This window comes from Pseudomonas sp. JDS08PS003, assembly GCF_045013505.1.
GTDB lineage: Bacteria > Pseudomonadota > Gammaproteobacteria > Pseudomonadales > Pseudomonadaceae > Aquipseudomonas > Aquipseudomonas protegens_B.
Genome location: NZ_CP120724.1, coordinates 1,968,242 through 1,986,981, shown reverse-complemented (window position 1 = coordinate 1,986,981; position 18,740 = coordinate 1,968,242). Strand labels below are relative to the sequence as shown.

The 18,740-nt window shown below is 60.3% G+C and carries 16 protein-coding genes; all 16 read right to left on the bottom strand.

All coding sequences use genetic code 11. The features are described 5' to 3' along the window. Positions 1–51 precede the first annotated feature (51 nt). Entirely contained in the window at positions 52–1,458 is a 1,407-nt protein-coding gene (locus P7C00_RS09010; RefSeq protein ID WP_404938716.1) for a sigma-54-dependent transcriptional regulator, read from the bottom strand. Between the two features lie 5 nt (positions 1,459–1,463). Then, on the bottom strand, positions 1,464–2,657 hold the full coding sequence (locus P7C00_RS09005) for an ATP-binding protein (RefSeq protein ID WP_346632079.1): 1,194 nt from the start codon (positions 2,655–2,657) through the stop codon (positions 1,464–1,466). Positions 2,658–2,786: 129 nt separating this feature from the next. Continuing rightward, positions 2,787–4,262 (bottom strand): sigma-54 dependent transcriptional regulator, encoded by a 1,476-nt coding sequence (locus tag P7C00_RS09000; protein ID WP_011059970.1) that lies wholly within the window; start codon positions 4,260–4,262, stop codon positions 2,787–2,789. 170 nt (positions 4,263–4,432) lie between these two features. After that, a complete protein-coding gene (locus tag P7C00_RS08995) occupies positions 4,433–4,729 on the bottom strand; it encodes a flagellar protein FliT (protein ID WP_102864028.1) in 297 nt (98 codons plus the stop codon). Between the two features lie 11 nt (positions 4,730–4,740). Next, positions 4,741–5,136 (bottom strand): flagellar export chaperone FliS, encoded by a 396-nt coding sequence (fliS, locus tag P7C00_RS08990; protein WP_346631991.1) that lies wholly within the window; start codon positions 5,134–5,136, stop codon positions 4,741–4,743. A 129-nt stretch (positions 5,137–5,265) separates the two neighbouring features. Beyond that, the gene (gene fliD, locus P7C00_RS08985) at positions 5,266–6,705 is read right to left on the bottom strand and encodes a flagellar filament capping protein FliD (protein WP_404938714.1); all 1,440 of its coding nucleotides are present in this window, start codon (positions 6,703–6,705) and stop codon (positions 5,266–5,268) included. An 82-nt stretch (positions 6,706–6,787) separates the two neighbouring features. Next, positions 6,788–7,159, bottom strand: coding sequence for a flagellar protein FlaG (locus P7C00_RS08980; RefSeq protein WP_346631993.1), 372 nt, complete (start codon positions 7,157–7,159; stop codon positions 6,788–6,790). A gap of 73 nt (positions 7,160–7,232) precedes the next feature. Next, the gene (locus P7C00_RS08975; RefSeq protein ID WP_346631994.1) at positions 7,233–8,084 is read right to left on the bottom strand and encodes a flagellin domain-containing protein; all 852 of its coding nucleotides are present in this window, start codon (positions 8,082–8,084) and stop codon (positions 7,233–7,235) included. Between the two features lie 243 nt (positions 8,085–8,327). Next, the gene (locus P7C00_RS08970) at positions 8,328–8,597 is read right to left on the bottom strand and encodes a hypothetical protein (RefSeq protein ID WP_346631995.1); all 270 of its coding nucleotides are present in this window, start codon (positions 8,595–8,597) and stop codon (positions 8,328–8,330) included. After that, positions 8,594–9,883 carry a 6-hydroxymethylpterin diphosphokinase MptE-like protein gene (locus tag P7C00_RS08965; RefSeq protein WP_346631996.1) on the bottom strand — a complete coding sequence of 430 codons (1,290 nt, stop codon included), beginning with the start codon at positions 9,881–9,883 and terminating at the stop codon, positions 8,594–8,596. Before P7C00_RS08965 ends, P7C00_RS08970 begins: the two co-directional genes overlap by 4 nt. An 82-nt stretch (positions 9,884–9,965) precedes the next feature. Next, positions 9,966–10,892 (bottom strand): ketoacyl-ACP synthase III, encoded by a 927-nt coding sequence (locus P7C00_RS08960; protein ID WP_346631997.1) that lies wholly within the window; start codon positions 10,890–10,892, stop codon positions 9,966–9,968. A gap of 231 nt (positions 10,893–11,123) precedes the next feature. Next, positions 11,124–12,176 carry a pseudaminic acid synthase gene (pseI, locus tag P7C00_RS08955; protein WP_404938712.1) on the bottom strand — a complete coding sequence of 351 codons (1,053 nt, stop codon included), beginning with the start codon at positions 12,174–12,176 and terminating at the stop codon, positions 11,124–11,126. Beyond that, positions 12,169–13,674 (bottom strand): UDP-2,4-diacetamido-2,4,6-trideoxy-beta-L-altropyranose hydrolase, encoded by a 1,506-nt coding sequence (gene pseG, locus P7C00_RS08950; protein WP_346631999.1) that lies wholly within the window; start codon positions 13,672–13,674, stop codon positions 12,169–12,171. Before pseG ends, pseI begins: the two co-directional genes overlap by 8 nt. Further along, a complete protein-coding gene (gene pseF / locus P7C00_RS08945; protein ID WP_346632000.1) occupies positions 13,671–14,378 on the bottom strand; it encodes a pseudaminic acid cytidylyltransferase in 708 nt (235 codons plus the stop codon). Before pseF ends, pseG begins: the two co-directional genes overlap by 4 nt. A 110-nt stretch (positions 14,379–14,488) precedes the next feature. Further along, entirely contained in the window at positions 14,489–15,658 is a 1,170-nt protein-coding gene (pseC, locus tag P7C00_RS08940; protein ID WP_346632001.1) for a UDP-4-amino-4,6-dideoxy-N-acetyl-beta-L-altrosamine transaminase, read from the bottom strand. Positions 15,659–15,752: 94 nt separating this feature from the next. Then, positions 15,753–18,689 carry a TIGR00180 family glycosyltransferase gene (locus P7C00_RS08935; RefSeq protein ID WP_404938710.1) on the bottom strand — a complete coding sequence of 979 codons (2,937 nt, stop codon included), beginning with the start codon at positions 18,687–18,689 and terminating at the stop codon, positions 15,753–15,755. Between the last annotated feature and the right edge of the window lie 51 nt (positions 18,690–18,740).

Sequence of the window (18,740 nt, the reverse complement as noted above, 5' to 3'; positions counted from 1 at the left end):
CTCCATGGCCCAACTCGACAAAAGCCCATCCAGGGCTTTGCATATCAGTAATCAGGTCGCAAACAGATAAGCCTCGACGTCCATTCCGGCGTCACGCATCTGCGCCAATTTGTAACGCAGGGTGCGCGGACTGATGCCCAGACGCTCCGCCGCCTCCTTGCGCCGCCCACGTTCGGAACGCAGGGTATCGATGATCATCTGGAATTCCCGGCGCCGCAGATCATCCCCCAGGCCGCCCGACTCCTGGGGTGGGCCCTCATCCTCGCCGGCCACGCCGCGCAACGCCGACTGAACGGCAGGAGCCAGTGCCGGCAGGGGCGCACAGGCCACGGGCCCGGCCAGACAGAAATCTTCCGGCTGGATCAGACCGCCCTGTTGCAGGATCAATGCCCGCTGCAAAGCGTTGTCCAACTCCCGGACGTTGCCCGGCCACGGATAAGCCAGCAGGCACGCTTGCGCCTCAGCCGAGAGCCTGGCGGCGGCGTGTTTCATTTTATTGACGTGTTTGGCCAGCAGACGCTCAGCCAGCGGCAGGATATCGGCGGTACGCTCGCGCAATGGCCGCCAGGCTAGAGGAAACACCGAAAGACGGTAATACAGATCTTCGCGGAAACGTCCGGCCGCCACCTCTCCTGCCAAGTCGCGGTTCGTGGTGGCCACTACCCGGATATCCAGAGCGATAGGCTTGCGCGCCCCCACCCGCTCCACTTCACGCTCCTGCAACACCCGCAGCAACTTGGCTTGCAGTCCCAGGGGCATTTCGGAAATTTCGTCCAAGAGAATAGTGCCACCGTCGGCCTGCTCGAACTTGCCGGGCTGTGCGGCGATGGCCCCGGTGAAAGAACCCTTCTCGTGACCGAACAGGGTGGCTTCGAGCATGTTGTCGGGAATCGCCGCACAGTTGATGGCGATAAAGGGCTGGGTGCTCCGATGGGAATGCTGGTGGATGTAACGCGCCAGCACTTCCTTGCCCGTGCCGGACTCGCCGGAAATCAGCACAGTGGAATCACTGCGAGCCACGCGCGCGGCCAATTCCAGCAATTGCGCACTGGCCGGTTCGAAGGCTACCGGCCCCTCATCCTCGCTCGCACCCAGACAACCCAGTGCATGGCGCGCCACCAATTCGAGCAGGGCCCGAGGCTCAAACGGCTTGACCAGGTAATCGGCAGCGCCTTGACGCATGGCCTCCACTGCTCGTTCGACGGCGCCATGGGCGGTCATCAGCAATACCGGCAACTGCGGTTGGCGGGCACGTAACAGACCCAACAACTGATGGCCGTCCATGCCAGGCATGTTTACATCGCTGACCACCAGGCTGAAGGACTCCAAGGCGACCGCTTCCAGCGCCTCTTCCGCACTGCCGACCGCCTTGTAGTCATGGCCGGCCAGCAGCAGTGTGTCTGCCAGGGCCTCGCGCAATGCACGATCGTCTTCAACCAGTAGAACCTTGATTGCCATTACCTTCACTCCACTCCATGAGCACTGGAGAACAGAGGCAATGTCACCAGCGCACAAGTACCGCGCCCAGGACGGGAACGCAGCGACAATTCTCCCTGATGCGCACGGGCCACCGCCTTGACCACCGTCAGGCCAAGCCCGGTTCCATTGGCCTTGGTGGTGAAAAACGGCTCACCCAGACGCTCCAGGACCGCCGCATCGATACCACTGCCGCTGTCACTGATGCACAGCCGCAGGGTGTCACCACGACTGTACAGGTGCACCTTGAGCCGCGCCGCGCCGGCACTGGCTTGCACGGCATTTTCGATCAGGTTGAGCAAGGCCCCCACCAGGGTGTCGCGATTGCACAGCAATTCACCCTGATGACTGTCGCACTGCCAGCGCACGGCAACATCCTGAACATGGGTCAGGGCCGCGGCTTGCAGTGATTGCAGCAGAGACTTGGGGGTCAGACGATCGGTCAGGGGCAACTCACCACGAGCGAACACCAGCATGTCGCGCACCTGATGCTCCAGCTCGTGCAGGCGCTCCTTGAGGCGCCCGGCGAAACGCTGATGAGTGGCCACCGGCAGTTCCTGTTCGGTGAGGTGACTGGCATACAACAGGGCCGCCGAGAGCGGCGTGCGAATCTGATGTGCCAGGGAAGCGACCATCTTGCCCAGCGAGGACAGACGCTCGTGGCGAGCCAACTGATCCTGCAGATGACGGGTTTCCGTCAGGTCGTTAAGCAACACCAACTGCCCGGGCTCGGCATCCAGCGAGCGGGTAGCTATCGATAGACGCCGGCCGTCGCGCAGGGAAATCTCATGACCGTCATCCTCACGGGGCGCAAAGCTGCGGGCAATGATGTTGCGCCACAATTGCCCTTCCAGCGGCAACCCCAACAGATCGCATGCCGCCGGGTTCGCTTCGCTGACAATACCGTGGCCATCAATGACGATGACGCCACCGGGCAACAGGTCGAGAAGATTTTGCAGACGGTTGGCCAGACGCTCTTTTTCCGCCAGTTCCTGCATCCGCTGGGCACTGACCACAGCCAACTCACCCTTGAGCTCAGTCACCCGAGCCTCAAGCATGCTGTAGGAGTCAGTAAGTTGGCTCGACATCTGGTTGAACAAAGCGAAGGCCTGCTCAAGACCTAGCCGACTTGCCTGCTCTACGGACGACGATTGCCCCGGAGCATCGGGGGCAGGAGACATCTGGGCGGCTTGGGGCATCGTGCTCTCTCGCGTGGCTGACCGTCAGTTAAACGGAACGTTGCAAGAGACTTAGCAATACCCGTGCCTAAAAAAAAACCACACGGCTTTCAACGACTTGAAAAACAGGCGTCAATCATCCGCCTGCTCATCGCCCTCACGACGACTCATGCCGTACTTGCGCATCTTCTCCACCAGAGTGGTGCGACGAATGCGCAGGCGCTCTGCAGCCCGAGCCACAATGCCATTGGCATCGTCCAACGCTTGCTGGATCAGACCCTGCTCCAGGCTACCGAGGTAATCCTTCAGATCCAGGCCTTCCGGCGGCAGCATGGCGGTGGCGGCGAAGTCCGGCGCATGGCCATTGATCGCCACCCGCTCTTCCAGGTCGCTGCGCAGACTGTCTACCAACTGCTCGTCTTCATCATCGACGTAGCGGAATTTCTTGGGCAACTCGACCACACCGATCACCCCATACGGGTGCATGATCGCCATGCGCTCAACCAAGTTGGCCAGCTCGCGGACGTTACCCGGCCAGCCATGCCGGCACAGGGACATGATGGCAGCAGAGTTGAAGCGGATCGAACCGCGCTTCTCATGCTCCATGCGCGAGATCAACTCGTTCATCAGCAGCGGAATGTCTTCCACTCGCTCACGCAATGGCGCCATCTCGATGGGGAACACGTTGAGGCGGTAGTACAGGTCCTCACGGAAACTGCCCACTTCAATCATGCTTTCAAGGTTTTTATGGGTGGCTGCGATGATTCGCACATCGACACCCTGGGTCTTGTTGCTACCTACGCGCTCGAAGGTACGCTCCTGCAACACCCGCAACAGCTTGACCTGCATCGGCAGCGGCATATCGCCGATTTCGTCGAGGAACAAGGTGCCGCCGTTGGCTAGCTCAAAGCGCCCGGCGCGACTGGTAATGGCCCCGGTGAATGCACCCTTCTCATGGCCGAACAACTCGCTTTCCAGCAACTCTGCAGGAATGGCTCCGCAATTGACCGGAACGAATGGCGCGTCACGCCGCTTGGAGTGGTAGTGCAGGTTACGAGCTACCACTTCCTTGCCGGTCCCGGACTCACCAAGGATCAGCACGCTGGCATCGGTATCCGCCACTTGCTGCATCATCTGCCGCACGTGCTGGATCGCACGACTGGTGCCTACCAGGCTGCGGAACAGGTTGGGTTCTCGGTGACGACCGCGCTCGCGGGCCTGATCGTACATTTCACGATAGACCTGGGCACGGTGCAGGGAGTCGAGCAACTTGCTGTAGCTAGGAGGCATTTCCAGAGTGGAAAGCACTCGACGACGCTGGTCTTCGGGCAAGTCGATGGAAGAATTTTCGCCCATTAACAAAACCGGAAGGAACTCATCCCAGGTTGAGAGTGTCTTTAACAAGCCCAAAAGTGCGCCAGGAGCATTTACAGTCCCGATGAGGACGCAAATTACTTCACGACTTGACGACAAAGAGCCGACAGCCTGCTGCCAGTCATGGCTACCGCAGGGTAAATTTTCTTCACCAAGAAAATTTAAAATCACCGCCAGGTCGCGGCGGCGCACGCTATCGTCATCGATCAGCAGAATTTTGGTTTCACGCCACATGCAATAGCAACTTCCCTAGTCAACTCAATGCCCAGAATGAGGGGCAAGCTAGACGCGCTTTAGGCATTTTCTGCCTTATAGACGCCTGAAATCTGAAAACAGCCACTAGTTAAGTCAAAAATGCGTGCACAGTCAAATTTATGGCGCGCAACGTTCGGATTAACTCAACATTAACCGAACAAATGGTAAACCTTTGCCGCGTTCTGTGCTTGGGTGATCTGCGACATCTCGTCGACTATCGCCTGACGCTCTCCGGTAGCCACCTCAAGCAGCTGCCGGTAAACCCCCAACAACTCCTCCAGATTGTCCCGCAAGGCGACCTCGTCAACCTGAGCCTCGCCGAGCACATCCTCCATGCACGAACGGCAGGCCAGGTCCAACTCGCCAATGGCTTGCCAGTTGCGCTCGGCCAAGGCGCCAACCAGAGCCTCGCGGGTTTCTTCGATGCGTTGCAGGACAGCACTCATGGTGTTCCTCCTTAGAACTGCGGACCCGGTGCAGCGATGGCATCCCAGCCTTCCTTGACCGTGCGCAGCAGATCAGCGACCTCATCGAGAATCTTCGGATCGGTCTTGATATTGGCTTCAGTCAGACGCTTCATCATGTAGGTGTAGAGACCATCCAGATCCCCCAGGGCATCCATGGAGTTTTCCAGGTCCAGCCCCTCACGCAAGCCACCGATGATGCCAATGGCCTTGCCGATGAACACGCCCTTGTTGGCGATATCCTTGCGCTCCATTGCGCCCTTGGCCTGCGCAATACGATCCAGACCGCCTTCCATCAGCATCTGCACCAGACGATGCGGACTGGCTTCTGAGGTCTGTGCCTGTGCACCCACCTTCTGGTACTGCCGAAGGGCTAACATCGGATTCATGTGATACCTCTTCAAAACTCAAGGGTTCGTATAAGCAATGTATCGACGCAACGTCAAAAAACTTTAGATCAAATGCAAAAGCCCGGAGCGCTGAAAAAACGCTGCCGGGCTTTTGGCGCAGGCTGGATATTAGCCTTTTTTCTGTGCGTTCAACGCTTCGAACATCGACGTGATGTTACTGGCAGTGGCCTTCAGCTTGCCCACCAGAGTATCCATGTCGTTGTACTTCTTGGTCAGTACCGCTGTCAGCGTCGCCACTCGACGATCCAGGGCATCCTGCTGATCGCTGAGCTTTTTCTTGGTGATATCCAGGGTCTTGGTCCGAGTGGTGAGAATCCCCTCGGTCATGGTGCCTACGCCCTGAGTGAACGGCTTGATAGCGGAAGTCATGCGATCAAGCAGGCCCGGATTGGTGCCATCTCCGGAAAACAGCTTCTGCACTTCACCACCGAGCTTTTTGTCGGTCATGGCAACGGTGAACTTCTTATCGTCGAAGTCCAGGGCACCAGTCTTCTGGTTGGTGGTAATCCCCAACTGCGCCAGCACTGTCAACTTGTCACCCGCCCCCACCTCCGACAACGGCGCACGAATCGCCGCCAGAATCGAACGAGGCAGAGCGTCACCGGTCAACTGAGCAGGGACCGTCAGCTTGCCGTTGTCGTCCAGCGAGGGCTTGGTCAGGGTCGAAATGCCATTGGCCACCGCGTTGTAAGCATCGACAAACTTCTGAATCGAAGTCTTCAGACCTTCAGTGTTGGTCGCAACAGTGATAGTGATCGGCTTATCAGTCTTGGCCACCAAGTTGAGCTTGAGACCGGAAACAGCCTGAGTAACGGTATTGGTCTTGCTGGTCAGTTGCATGCCATCGACGCTGAAAACCGCATCCTTGGCAAGCCCACCAATGTTGCCCGATGCCGCAGCGCCGGCCCCCATGGGCTGGGTGCCGTCAACTTCCAACCCAGCAATACCACTGACAGAAATATCAGAGCCCGCACCAGTCTTCTCAGAGCCAATCACCAGACGCGAACCGAACGAGTCGGTCACGATGTTGGCACTGATTCCGGACATGGCCATTTTGGAATCGGCGTTGATCGAGTCACGCACCGACTGCAACGTCGCATTCGCGCCGATTGTCAGCGGATAGTTAATGCCATTTTGAGTGATGTTCAACGTACCACTCGGAATGGCACTGGTATTTCCTCCGGCAAAAGCCTTACTGGCCACTTTTGACGAAGTTGCAATATTAGCCACTTCAACAGTGTACTTGCCAGCCACCGCATAGTTGTCGGCCGTGGCATCCACGATTTTATTGTCGCTGGAGGTAGCCGCAAAACCGGCAAAGGAAGGATTGACCGAGCTTCCAAGCCCTGTGACCGACAGAGTGCTCTGGAAAGTCGACAACAGCGATTGCAAGGTGCCGATACCGGAAATACTCGCACTGTTGCTGGCAGTTGCACGGTCGATCTGACCCTGCTTGGCCGCTTTGTCAGCCGCAACCAACGCCTTGACGATAGCACCGGTGTCGAGGCCGGAACCTAGACCGGTACCCGGTAGAATTGGACTTGCCATGTGTATCTCCCTTCAGTGTGCCGCCGGTCTTTTGACCACTACAACGTCCAAAAGAACACAGCAACAAATTTCATGCCAGCTATCAGACTTTCGCGCTGAACAGCAGGCTGCTGGCGTCATTCAAGCTATTGGCCAATCTCAGCACTTCTTCGTTGGGGATCTGACGAACCACCTCACCCGAATCGCTGGCAATCACCTTGACCACAACCTGGCCGGAGGGCTCGTCGATCGAGAACTCCAGGTTACGCTTGACCGACTGGACAAATTTCTCGATTTCCTGGACGGCCATCTTCAACTTTTCCTGCTCGGTCTGAGCACCTTTCTTACTGTCCTGACTGGCGGTCTCAGCCACAGCAGGCACCACCTCTCGAGGCTTCTCCACGGGCTTGTCAGCAACAGGCGTCACCGGCTTGGCCGCTGGATAAGACAAGTTCAGCTTCACGCTCATATCCATGTCCATCACCTCTTAAAGTAAAAAAGCGAGAGAGCACGACCAGCGCACTCCCCCGCCAAAGCTTAGCCAGCTATTACTGAAGCAGTTTCAGTACAGCGGATGGCAGTTGGTTGGCCTGGGCCAGAACTGCGGTCGAAGCTTGTTGCAGAGTCTGCTGCTTGGTCAGCTGGGCAGTTTCAGCAGCGAAGTCGGTATCTTGTACGCGACCCAGTGCAGCACTGGCGTTTTCGTTGATGTTCTGCAGGTTGGAGATGGTGCTGGTCAGACGGTTCTGGGCAGCACCGAGGTCGGCACGGCTGGAGTTGATGGTCTGCAGCGCCTTGTCGATGGCGTCCATAGCGGCTTTGGTGCTGGCTTCAGCAGTGGTGCTGTCAGTACCGGTGATGGCGATGGTCGCGGAACCCACGCTCAGGGTTGCAGCGTCGAAGCCGCTGGCCAGAGTGATGGTGATCTGGTTGGTAGCGCCAGTGTTGGAACCGACCTGGAAGGTCATGGTGCCAGCAGTACCGTCGATCAGGTTCTTGCCGTTCAGGTTGGTCGACTTGGCGATACGGGTCAGTTCGTCCGACATCTGACCAAATTCTTTGTTCAGAGCAACACGGTCTTGAGTACCGTTGGAGTCGTTTCGTGCCTGTACAGCCAGTTCACGCATACGCTGCAGAATGTTGGTGGATTCTTGCATCGCGCCTTCAGCGGTCTGGGCGATGGAGATACCGTCGTTGGCGTTCTTGATAGCCATGGTCTGACCACGGATCTGCGAAGTCATACGGGTAGCGATCTGCAGGCCGGCGGCGTCGTCTTTTGCACTGTTGATTTTCAGGCCGGAAGACAGGCGAGTCATCGAAGTCGACAGAGCGTCGGAAGCGCGGTTCAGGTTTTTCTGAACGTTCAACGACGTGACGTTAGTGTTTACTGTTAAAGCCATGACGAATTCCTCGTTGGTTGGGTACTGCGGCTTCCGGCCCTGGCAACCGCCGGGTAATGGCCTAGAGAACCTTCGTAATAGTTATCGTCGCCAATGCAAGTTGCTTTAGGGCTTTTTCAAAAATATTTGCCATCACCCTGCCACCCCTTGGAAAACAAGGGGTTAAGCCCATCGACAAGCGAAAAAAATGACGTCAGAAAACCCTCGCCAAAACCGCCCTGGCAGGCAACAAGAAAAAACCTTTCAGCTACCCAGTTCACCCTGCAGCCAATCCACCAGTTCATATTCGAGATAATCAGCCAGGCTCAGCCAGTTCTGCATCTCCTGGCAAGCCAGCATCAGGCCCAGCAACTGGGCCCAGTCCTGCTGAACCGACACCGACGCACTATCCACCCGCAACTGTATGGGCTCGAACAACTCGACCATGCCTCCTACAGCCTCCACATCTCGGCCCAGGCGGAACAGATCGGCAACTTCCCGGGCACGATCAAACACAGGCTCAAGTCGCTTCATTGAACAAAATCCCCATGGAAGGTGGTGCCCAGGATCATCGCGCCACTGCGGCTGGTATTGAAGAACACCACTTCGGGCCGACTCGCGATGTAACGCTCCAGCTCGCACAGATAACTACGAAAGTTGAGCTGGGTCTTGACCCGCTGCCCATGGCCGTCAAGCACCCAATGCCGGGCCACGCCGGCCTGAGGCCCGAGATCACCGTCCTGCCACCCGGCATGAGTTCGATTCTGAGGAAATGCGAAATCCGCACCAAACAGAGTGATCCGCCTGCCTCCCATCTTCACCGCCAGATCCACGGCCGGATGAATCACACTGCCTCCAGCATGCAACTGCGCCCGCGGTATCCGCTGGCGCAACGCCTGGAATACCGGACTGGAGGAATAGCCCACATACCGCGGCCCCCGCCAACCTTCAAGAACCAACGGGTCCGCCAGGGGCATATAGACCAGGACGACGCCGTCACTACCCTGGCCCGGCAGATGCACCGTGGAGATTCGCTGATCGATACTGACCACCAGATCCACCCGGATGCCTTGCTTGAGCAGAGGCAGATAGGCCGTATCCACACAGATCAACAACGGCCGCTCAGGTTGTTCGGCTACCGCACGCAATGCCTGGTAATGCTGCTCCAGGCTCGGCCCCGTAGCGATCACGAACACCTCGCGCCCAGCATGAAGATCGAACAGTTCGGCAACATCGCGATCCGCCCGAACCCAGGGCTCGATGGCGGCCAGACGCGCAGCGATGTCCGGCGCATCGGCCGAGAACAGACGATTGTTGAAAGACAGATGGGTCTCGCTGATCAGCCGGTCACGAATCTTCGCGCTGTAATCATCGGCCAGCACCAACTCGGCCGGCAGGGCGAAGAACGGCAGTTGAATCTCCGGCAGATCGCCGGCATACAGCAACTCGACCCGTGGATCGGCCAGCCAGTCCTGCTGATCAAGCAGTTGCAGCACCAACCTGAACACCGCGCCATTGAGGATGTGCACGTACAGACGCGTCAACTCCGGCCGCTGGAGTAACGCCCGTTGCAGGTCCCCCAGGCCGCAGCCGTACAGATGCAGGACCGGCGCCTCAGGCAGGCTGGCGGCCTGGGTATGCGCCTCACGGGTGCGATCATGGCGGCTGGTGAGCTGGATACCGGCGATGCTCAGGGTCGAACCCAGCCCCTCCACCAGGTCCGCCTGCAGCGCATCACTGTCTTCAGCCAGCAGCCGCTCCAGCAGCACCGGCCAACGCTCGCCCAGGACCCGGGCATTGTGTTCCAAGCTGTCGCTCATGCTGCCTCGCTTATCACTCGCGCAAAAAAATAGCGCTCAAGATTACACCTTGAGCGCTACGTGTGCCGCCGGAAGCTGAGCGTCAGGAGCGATAGATGATCGCCGACCCCCAGGACAAACCAACACCGAAGCCACTCAAGGCCACGCGCTTCCAGCTGGAATCGAACATATGCTTTTCCAGTAGCAGCGGAATGCTCGAGGAAACTGTGTTGCCGGTTTCCACCATGTCCTTGATGAACTTGTTCGGATCGCCCTCGAAACGCCGGGCCACGGCGTCGACAATCGCAGCACTGCCCTGGTGAATGCAGAAGGCATCGATATCGTCAGGCTGCAAGCCCGACTCGGCCAGCAACTCGTGCAGGTGGGCAGGCACCTTGAGCAGTGCGAAGTTGAACACCTGGCGGCCGTTCATGAAGAACACGCCATCGCTGACTTTCAAGTGCGGAGCACCGGAGCCATCGGTGCCGAACTTGGCCTTGCCCAACTGCCAGGTCGCCCCCTCGCCCAGCCAGGTGGCGGTGGCGGCATCGCCGAACAGCATGGTGGTGTTGCGGTCTTCGGGATCGACGATCTTCGAATAAGGATCGGCGGTGACCAACAGGCCGTTCTTCAGGCCTGCAGCTTCCATGAAACCCTTGATGGCATAGATACCGTAGACATACCCGGAACAGCCCAGGGAAATATCGAAGGCCGCCACCGTGGTCGGCAGGCCCAGTTTGTCCTGAACGATCGCGGCGGTATGGGGCAGCCCTTCCTCGTCACCGTTCTGGGTGACCACGATCAATACGTCGATGGCTTCGCGCTTGAGTTCCGGGTTGCTGGCGAACAGGGCATTGACCGCTTCGACACACAGATCGGAAGTCTCTTGCCCGGCGTCTTTGCGCGGCAGGAAAGCGGAACCGATCTTGCCCAGGATGAAGTCTTCATCCTTGGCGAACTTTGCACCTTGTGCGTAATTGTCCACGCCGGCTACAGGCACGTAGCTCGCAATGCTTTTTATGCCAATCATTACGGCTTCCCAATAATAAACAGCTCAATACCCCCGCTCAGTCACTGAGCAGGGGCTGCCGAAAGAAACACAGATACTTGCGCCGAACACAACGGCATCGGGAAGAACCAAGGGCTATCACGGGTCCTGTCACGCAGGGCTGGCGCCATCTTCCCGGGCAATACAATACAGTGAAGATGCACGTTATGACTCACAGGTCACGCTATTTTGCCGAATCAGCCACACAAAGGCTTAATCGATGAGCGCCCAGTCCAGTGCCGTGCCGCGCTTGAGGGCCTGACGCGCACGACGCCCGAGCAGCGCATCGTAGTGCTTGGGAGCCAGCCCCAGTCCGGGACGGATTGCCCGCACATTGTCGGCGCTGAACAGTTCCCCAGCCTGCATGTCCCGGGTGACATACAGCGACCGACGGTACATCAGCGACTTGCTCTCGGCCTGGGTGGCGCCATAGCGCACCTGCCCCATGGCCTGCCAGGCCCGCTCGGTTTCCAGCACCAGGCTGGCCAGTTCCCCCGGTTCCAGGGAAAAACTGGCGTCGACCCCTCCGGCCGAACGGTCCAGGGTGAAATGTTTTTCGATCACCGTGGCGCCCAGGGCCACAGCAGCCACCGAGACCCCAACCCCCATGCTGTGATCGGACAGGCCCACTTCACAGCCGAACAGCTCCCGCAGATGAGGGATGGTCAACAGGTTGCTGTTGGCCGGCGAAGCCGGATAGGTGCTGGTGCACTTGAGCAATACCAGATCCCGGCAGCCGGCCTGCCTGGCGGCCCGCACGCTTTCGTCCAGCTCGGCGATGCTGGCCATGCCGGTGGAAATGATCAGCGGCTTGCCGGTGGCGGCGACCCGGCGAATCAGCGGCAGGTCGGTGTTTTCAAAACTGGCGATCTTGTAGGCCGGGACGTCGAGGCTTTCGAGAAAGTCCACCGCGCTCTCGTCGAACGGCGTGGAAAACGCCAGCAAGCCCAGCTCCCGCGCCCGGGCGAAGATCGGCTCGTGCCACTCCCAGGGCGTATGGGCACGCTGGTACAGGTCGTACAGCGATGAGCCAGCCCAGAGGCTATCCGGGTCCTTGATGAAAAACTCCCCCTGATCCAGGTCCAGGGTCATGGTGTCGGCGGTGTAGGTCTGCAACTTCAGGGCATGGGCACCAGCCTTGGCCGCGGCCTCGACAATCTGCAGAGCCACATCCAGCGACTGATTATGGTTGCCGCTCATCTCGGCGATGATCAACGGCGCAGCACCGGCGCCCACAGAGCGCGAGCCGATCTTGAAACTAGTCATCCAGATGTTCCTTCAACACACGGGTGAATTCACAAGGCGCCTGGCAATAGCCGGCCCGGCGAAACAATGTCAGCGAAACCTGATTCTCTGCCAGCACCCGAGCCCCCAGGCGCTGCACATCGGGCCAATGGCGCATCAGCCAAGCCTCGCCCTGCTCCAGCAACGCCCGCCCCCAACCTAGTCCCAGGTGCTCGGCAAACAGGTAAATCGACACATCCGCCTGAATGCCTTGGCGGTCATAGCGCAGCACCCCCACCGCCCCCGCGGCTATTTCCGCTATCAGCAACAGCCGCTGCGGATCATTCACAGCGGCCTCCAGCCAGCGCACATGGTCCGGCCACTCAAGCGCCTCGGGCTGCTGGGACCAACGCCTGACGAGTTCGGCATTGCGCCCCTCGAACAGCAACCGGGCATCATCCACAGCCGCCGGACGCAAACGCAGTGCCACAGTGAACAACGCCGCTGCCATTCGCTGCACACCCCGACCATCCACCAGCTCGCGGGCCCGGCGGGACAGGCTATGACGCAGCCCCAGATTGTCCAGCAACAGGCTCAGGGCCTGGCGCACCTGCTCCACGCTGACCTGTTCACAGGCCCCCAGGTACAAGTGGGCACCCGCCTCGGCCAGCAACCGGGCATTGGCCTCCTGGTTAGCGGCCACGGTGATGCACAGCGTAGGCACCCCCAGCACCGCTCGCTCCCAGCTGGTACCGCCTCCCGCGCCCAGGCACAGGTCTGCCTCGGCCAACAGCCCGGCAAAATCCTTCACATAGCTGTGCAGTCGCCAGTGCGGCCGTTCGGCGGCCAGGGCCTGCATGGCCTGCCAGTCCGGGTTGCCGCTGCCGGCGACGAAGTCCACCTGCAGATCGTGGAAATCCAGCAGTGCCAACATGGCCTTGTGGGTCTGGCCGGCGGCATCGAAACCGCCGAAGTTCACCAACAAGCGCCGCGGCTGTGGCCGGATCGATATGGGGGGGCGGTGAAACTCTTCGCGCAACAAGGCGTAATGCGGACCGAACAGGGTCCGGCACGACGCGTCGTACAACCCGGAATAGGCCTCGGCGCTGCCGCTGAAATTCTGATCCAGCAACAGGTCCACGGCATGCTTGCGGTTGGCCAGATCGTCGATCGCGGCGATCCTCGGCGCCCATTGGCGAGCGGCGCTCTGCCATAGATGATCGAGACCGTAATGATCCACCAGCACCCAGTCGAAGGCCGGCTGAGCGACCAATACCAGCTGCAGCGCGGCGATGTCCGCCTGCCAGGGCAAGGGCGCCTCGATCCCCAACTCTGGATGCTCGTCGACGTAGCACTCCGGTAACTCAAAGGCCTGGAAGCCCTCGGCCCGCAGCGCCTCCAGGCGATGACCGGGCAGACGCCGACAGGCGAACGCTACATCAGCGCCCTGGCGGCGCAGTTCCTGGGCCAGGGTCAGGCAGCGGGCCACGTGGCCGCTGCCGATGACCGGCGACGCATCGGCGCGGATCAGTACCCTCACTCCAGCTCTCCTGCGGCCTTCAGTGCGGCGTACAGGTATTCCGCTCGCCGCCAGTCTTCTTCGGTATCGATGTCCTGCACCAGATGACGGGGCAGGATCACCGGCAGGCTGCGGGGTGAGAACAGCACCTCCCCCTCCAGCCAGGCCTGGCTCCTGCCCCAGTAGAACTGCCCTGCATCCTGATAGGCCAGTGGCAGATCCTGGGAACGGCTCTGACGAAATTCCGGGTACAGGGCATTGAGCGCCCCTTGCTCATCGAGAGTCAGCGCCCGCTGCACGGGAAAGCCGAAGCTGCACACCGAGAAGGCGAACGCCTTGTCCGGGTGCTGCACCAGCGTCTCCAGCCCCTGGCGCAGATAACGCACCTGCAGCAAGGGCGCGGTGGCGTAGATACAACAGGCGTACTCGAACGCTTGTCCCTGCTCCTGCAACACCTGCAAGGCATGGACAATCACCGCTGCCGTGCCGGTGAAGTCATCTGCCAGGGACTGTGGCCGAACAAACGGCACCTCGGCGCCACAGGCGAGCGCCAGTTCGGCGATCTGCGGATCGTCGGTGCTGACCACCACTCGCTGGAACAGCCCGGAACTCAATGCCTTGTCGATGGAGCGAGCGAGCATCGGCACACCATCGAAGGCCCTGAGGTTCTTGCGTGCAATACGCTTGCTGCCGCCTCGGGCAGGAATCAACGCCACACAACTCAAAGGCCTGGCTCCAACTTGCACGCCCCTGACTCAGGCAGACAGCCTGGAGCGTTCGCAGCCGCTTGGACGCAGCACATCCCAGGCCAGGAAAAAACCGTCATCACTACCTCTCAATCCAGAATCCGCTGCAGGTGCGCCACCACTTCGTCTTGCAACTCATCGGTCAGCTCTGGAAAAAGGGGCAGACTGAGGGCTTCCAGGAAGTAACGTTCAGCCTCGGGGTAATCACCCTCGGCGAAGCCCTGTTCTTGGTAATAAGGCTGCAGGTGCACGGGAATGTAATGCAGGTTCACCCCCAGTCCCGCCGCACGCAATTCGTCAAAGACTTGCTTCTGGGTCAGCCGGATACGGGTCAGATCCAGGCGCACCACATACAGATGCCAAGCCGAGTCGGCCCCGCTCTGCGCCACCGGCAAGGTCAGCGGCAGGTCGGCCAGCAACATCTGGTAGCGTGCCGCCAGCTCCCGACGTCGAGCCACGAACTCGTCGAGCCGGGACATTTGAGAAAGTCCCAGTGCAGCATGCAAGTCGGTCATCCGATAGTTGAAGCCCAGTTCCAGTTGCTGGTAGTACCACAGGCCAGTATCCGGGACCTGCATCAGTGCCGGGTCGCTGGTAATGCCATGACTGCGCAAACGGCGCAGGCGCTCGGCGAACTCCGGCCGGTTGGTCAGCACCATCCCGCCTTCGGCACTGGTGATGATTTTCACCGGGTGAAAGCTGAAGATGGTCATTGCCGCATAGGTTCCGCAACCCACTGGACGCCCCAGGTAGGAGGCACCCACGGCGTGCGCCGCGTCTTCGATCAAGACAAATCCGTAGCGCTCGGCAAGCCCGGCGATGGCCTGCATGTCGGCACTCTGTCCAGCAAATGCGACAACCACCACCACCTTCGGCAGGGTGCCGTTGCGTTCGGCTAACTCGAGCTTCTGCGCCAGCAGAGCCGCATCCATATTCCAGGTATGGGGATCGATATCGACAAAGTCCACCTGGGCACCGCAGTAACGCCCACAGTTGGCCGAAGCGACAAAGGTATTGGGGCTGGTCCACAGAAAGTCGCCCGGCCCCAGGCCCGCCGCCACGCAGGCGATATGCAGCGCCGCCGTGGCATTGCACACGGCAACGGCATGCCCGGCCTGACAGTAGTCGGCCAGGGCCTGCTCGAAACGCTCGATCGTCGGCCCTTGGGTCAGCCAGGGAGACTGGAGCACCTGCACCACCGCATCGATGTCCGCCTGATTGATGCTCTGGCAGCCATAGGGAATCCTGTAGGGAGTCATGACAGTCTCCCTCTGCAAGCAAGCGTCAAGTCACGATGCGCAAAGCGGACATTCAAAAGACTATTGAGCATGCTGGGTTCCCTCGAGACAGCAATCAATTGGCAATCATCTGTAGCCAATCCACACCACTGGCGGTACCGAGCGTAAAGCCCTTGCCGCTCAACGCCAGGTTCTGGTTATAGGCAATATCCTGGGCAAAGCGCGCCGCCCACTTGTCCTGCAGGGCCGCGGCCGCCTGTGGGTGTTGCGGCAAAGTCCCCGGATGCTGCACCTGGGCCTGGGGCGTCAGTACCGTGAGGTAACCGGCATCAGCCACTTTCAGGCACAGGTCGACATCGGCGAAGGCCTGGTCGAAATGCTCTTCGTCCAACCCGCCCACCGCCTCGAACAGCACCTTGGCGATCATCAGGCAGGCACCGGACACCGCTGAATAGTTTTTCTCCACCCACAGGCTATTCATGTAGCCCGCTGCCTCCCTGGCCTCACCGGCGAAGGCGGCACCCAGGTGGCCGTCAAAACCCAGGATCAACCCGGCCTGGGTGGTCACGCCATTTTCGTTCACCAGCTTGGCGCCGACAATCCCGACTTCCGGGCGTTGAGCCTGGTTGAGCAGGCTCTCGATCCAGTTGGCGTTGACCACCTCAGCATCGGCCGAGAGCAGCACCAGGTACTCGCCCCGAGCTTCCCGGCACGCCATGTTGTACAGGGCCGAAGCGCTCAGGCGCTGGCCGCTGCGCAACACGCGAATGCGCTCGCCGCGGCCTTCCAGGCTGGTCAGCCAGCTGTCGAGCTCGGCGCTCTGGTTGTGGTTTTCGGCGATCAGCACTTCATAGCGCTGGTAGCGGGTGCGCTGCAGCACGCTGACCAGGCAGCGTTGCAACTCCGCGAAATTGTCCTGGCTGGGCAGAATGATCGACACCAGCGGCCGCTCGGCGTGCTGATACTCGATCTGATAGGTGCCCGGCTGCGCCGAACCAACCTGAGCGCGATAGCCTCGTGCGGCCAGGTGCCGGGTCAGCACCTGCCGTTCTTCGGCTTCCGCCTTGTCCCCTGGGGCCTGACAAATCAGCAAGGGCTCGGCCAGGTGGGCCAGTCCGCCCAGGCCACCGTCCTGGATCAGGCGTAATACAAGGTCCAGTTCCAGGGCCTGCTTGAGCTCACGGGAGAAACCACCGATCTGCAGCACCGTCTCGCGGTCCAGCAGCCAATGCCGGGCCATTAGCGCCGGCGTGCCTTGCAGTTGATCCAGGTTGACCCCGGGGCGGAACACCGAACTCAAGGTGGCATCGGCACGGCGCTGGATCTCGTCCATGGCCACGGCCCGAATGCCTTCGGCGCCGAGCAACTCCAGGCTCGCCCGCAGCAGGCCGCTGGCGGTGAACTGGTCACCGGCCTCGGCCAACACTACCCAGTCGGCACGGGACTGGGCCATGGCCTGGTTGATGCGCTCGACGTAGTTGCTTTCCGTGACCTTGACGAAGTGCAAGGTGTCCTGGGCCGTGGTGGTGGCCGGCAGCTCGCCGGTGGTGAATACCACCAGTTTGAACGCCTTGTAATGACCGGCCAGCAGACTGTCGAGCGTGGCCTGCAACTTGACCAGGTCAGCGTCCAGGTCCAGCAACAGGATCTGCACCTGCGGGCCACCGGCATGACGGGCCAGGTGCGCGGCGATGGCATTCAGCTTTGCCGGCTCCGGAGCACGGGCCTCAAGCCATTTGAGCAAACGTCCCGACTCGGTCACGTTGAACAGGGCACGACTGTCAGAGCCTGGCACCGATGCCAGGCGCTCGGCCCAGGCCTGCAGCTTGCGCGCCTCCTCGGGCTCGTCGCTGTCCTGCATCGACTCGGCCAGGCGCTTGACCACCTCGCGGTTGAACAGGTTCAGGGTCAGCGCTTCCCACAACCGGGCGCGCAGACTCTCCGGCGTATCGTTGGGATGAACCCGCATCAACTCTTCCTGACGCAGCCACACGCCCTCCAGCTCTTTGAGCTGCAGGCGCCCGGTGGGCATGGCGTGCATGAGGAATTCCAACTGGGTCAGCAGATCGAACATCGGCTGGTTGTAGAAGGGCATCTCGACGAACTGCTCGGGACCGAAGGAGCGTACCGGCTCGGCCCCGACCTCGACCCAGGCCGAACGGAAGATCGCCGTGCCCTTGAGGGAACGTCCGCTGAGCAGGCAATCGGCCATGGCGGTGAAACTGTCCAGGGCGATCTGCTTCACCTGCTCGGGGTCCTGGCCACTGAAACCGGTGGGCAACGAAGCGAGGAATTCGGCGAAGGCCTCACGCTGGGCCACCGATTGCGCGTCCTTGTAGGTCAGCACCGTCAGCACATTGGTGTTGTGCTCCGAAGCCCCGTAGTTGGCCTCACGCACGGCAAATGGAATCGGCAGGATCCGCGCCTTGGCACAGGCCAGCAGGAAGAAGGAATGACCGATTTCCTGCCATTCGAAACTCACCCCCGGCGGCAGCAGCTCATACCACTGGCGCAGCAGGTCGGTGCGGGTCACCGCATAGAACGGCGGCAGGAAATGCCCCATGAAGTTCATTACCCGATCCTGGGCATCATGGGAGTCATAGTCCTCCATGACCCGGCGATCACGGCGGTAGTAATTGGTTTCCGAAGCCCGGGCCAGATACATCATCCCGTAGCCGTGGCACAGCCCGTAGTCGGGATGGGCCTCGAGAAACTCCAGGGAGCTAGTCAGCGCATCGTGGAGGAGAAAATCGTCATCGGCAGCGAACGCCATGTAAGGCGTGGTCACCAGGCTCATACCATAGGTCAGCTTGTCCTGCAGGCCCTTGTAGCCGAACTGCGGCAGATGCCGGTAGTCGACCTGGGGATAGAGCTGCGCCAGGGACTCATCCGCCTCCAGCGACGAATCCAGTACCAGGATCGAGCACGGATAGGTGCTGTAATACTGCAAGGTGCGCTGCATGAACGCTTTGCGGTTGTGGGACAACAGCACAAGGGTGAAACGCTCACTCAGGGGTGCTTTGTCATTCATTGCTTTGTCTCCAACCCACATAGGTACTTCCCCACAACCGGCCAAACGCCTTGAACCTGCAACCATTGATAG

Coding starts and splice junctions, on each gene's coding strand:
- P7C00_RS09010 (WP_404938716.1), bottom strand. CDS start 1,458: ATGGCAATCAAGGTTCTACTGGTTGAAGACGATCGTGCATTGCGCGAG.
- P7C00_RS09005 (WP_346632079.1), bottom strand. CDS start 2,657: ATGTCTCCTGCCCCCGATGCTCCGGGGCAATCGTCGTCCGTAGAGCAG.
- P7C00_RS09000 (WP_011059970.1), bottom strand. CDS start 4,262: ATGTGGCGTGAAACCAAAATTCTGCTGATCGATGACGATAGCGTGCGC.
- P7C00_RS08995 (WP_102864028.1), bottom strand. CDS start 4,729: ATGAGTGCTGTCCTGCAACGCATCGAAGAAACCCGCGAGGCTCTGGTT.
- fliS (WP_346631991.1), bottom strand. CDS start 5,136: ATGAATCCGATGTTAGCCCTTCGGCAGTACCAGAAGGTGGGTGCACAG.
- fliD (WP_404938714.1), bottom strand. CDS start 6,705: ATGGCAAGTCCAATTCTACCGGGTACCGGTCTAGGTTCCGGCCTCGAC.
- P7C00_RS08980 (WP_346631993.1), bottom strand. CDS start 7,159: ATGGATATGAGCGTGAAGCTGAACTTGTCTTATCCAGCGGCCAAGCCG.
- P7C00_RS08975 (WP_346631994.1), bottom strand. CDS start 8,084: ATGGCTTTAACAGTAAACACTAACGTCACGTCGTTGAACGTTCAGAAA.
- P7C00_RS08970 (WP_346631995.1), bottom strand. CDS start 8,597: ATGAAGCGACTTGAGCCTGTGTTTGATCGTGCCCGGGAAGTTGCCGAT.
- P7C00_RS08965 (WP_346631996.1), bottom strand. CDS start 9,883: ATGAGCGACAGCTTGGAACACAATGCCCGGGTCCTGGGCGAGCGTTGG.
- P7C00_RS08960 (WP_346631997.1), bottom strand. CDS start 10,892: ATGATTGGCATAAAAAGCATTGCGAGCTACGTGCCTGTAGCCGGCGTG.
- pseI (WP_404938712.1), bottom strand. CDS start 12,176: ATGACTAGTTTCAAGATCGGCTCGCGCTCTGTGGGCGCCGGTGCTGCG.
- pseC (WP_346632001.1), bottom strand. CDS start 15,658: ATGACTCCCTACAGGATTCCCTATGGCTGCCAGAGCATCAATCAGGCG.
- P7C00_RS08935 (WP_404938710.1), bottom strand. CDS start 18,689: ATGTGGGTTGGAGACAAAGCAATGAATGACAAAGCACCCCTGAGTGAG.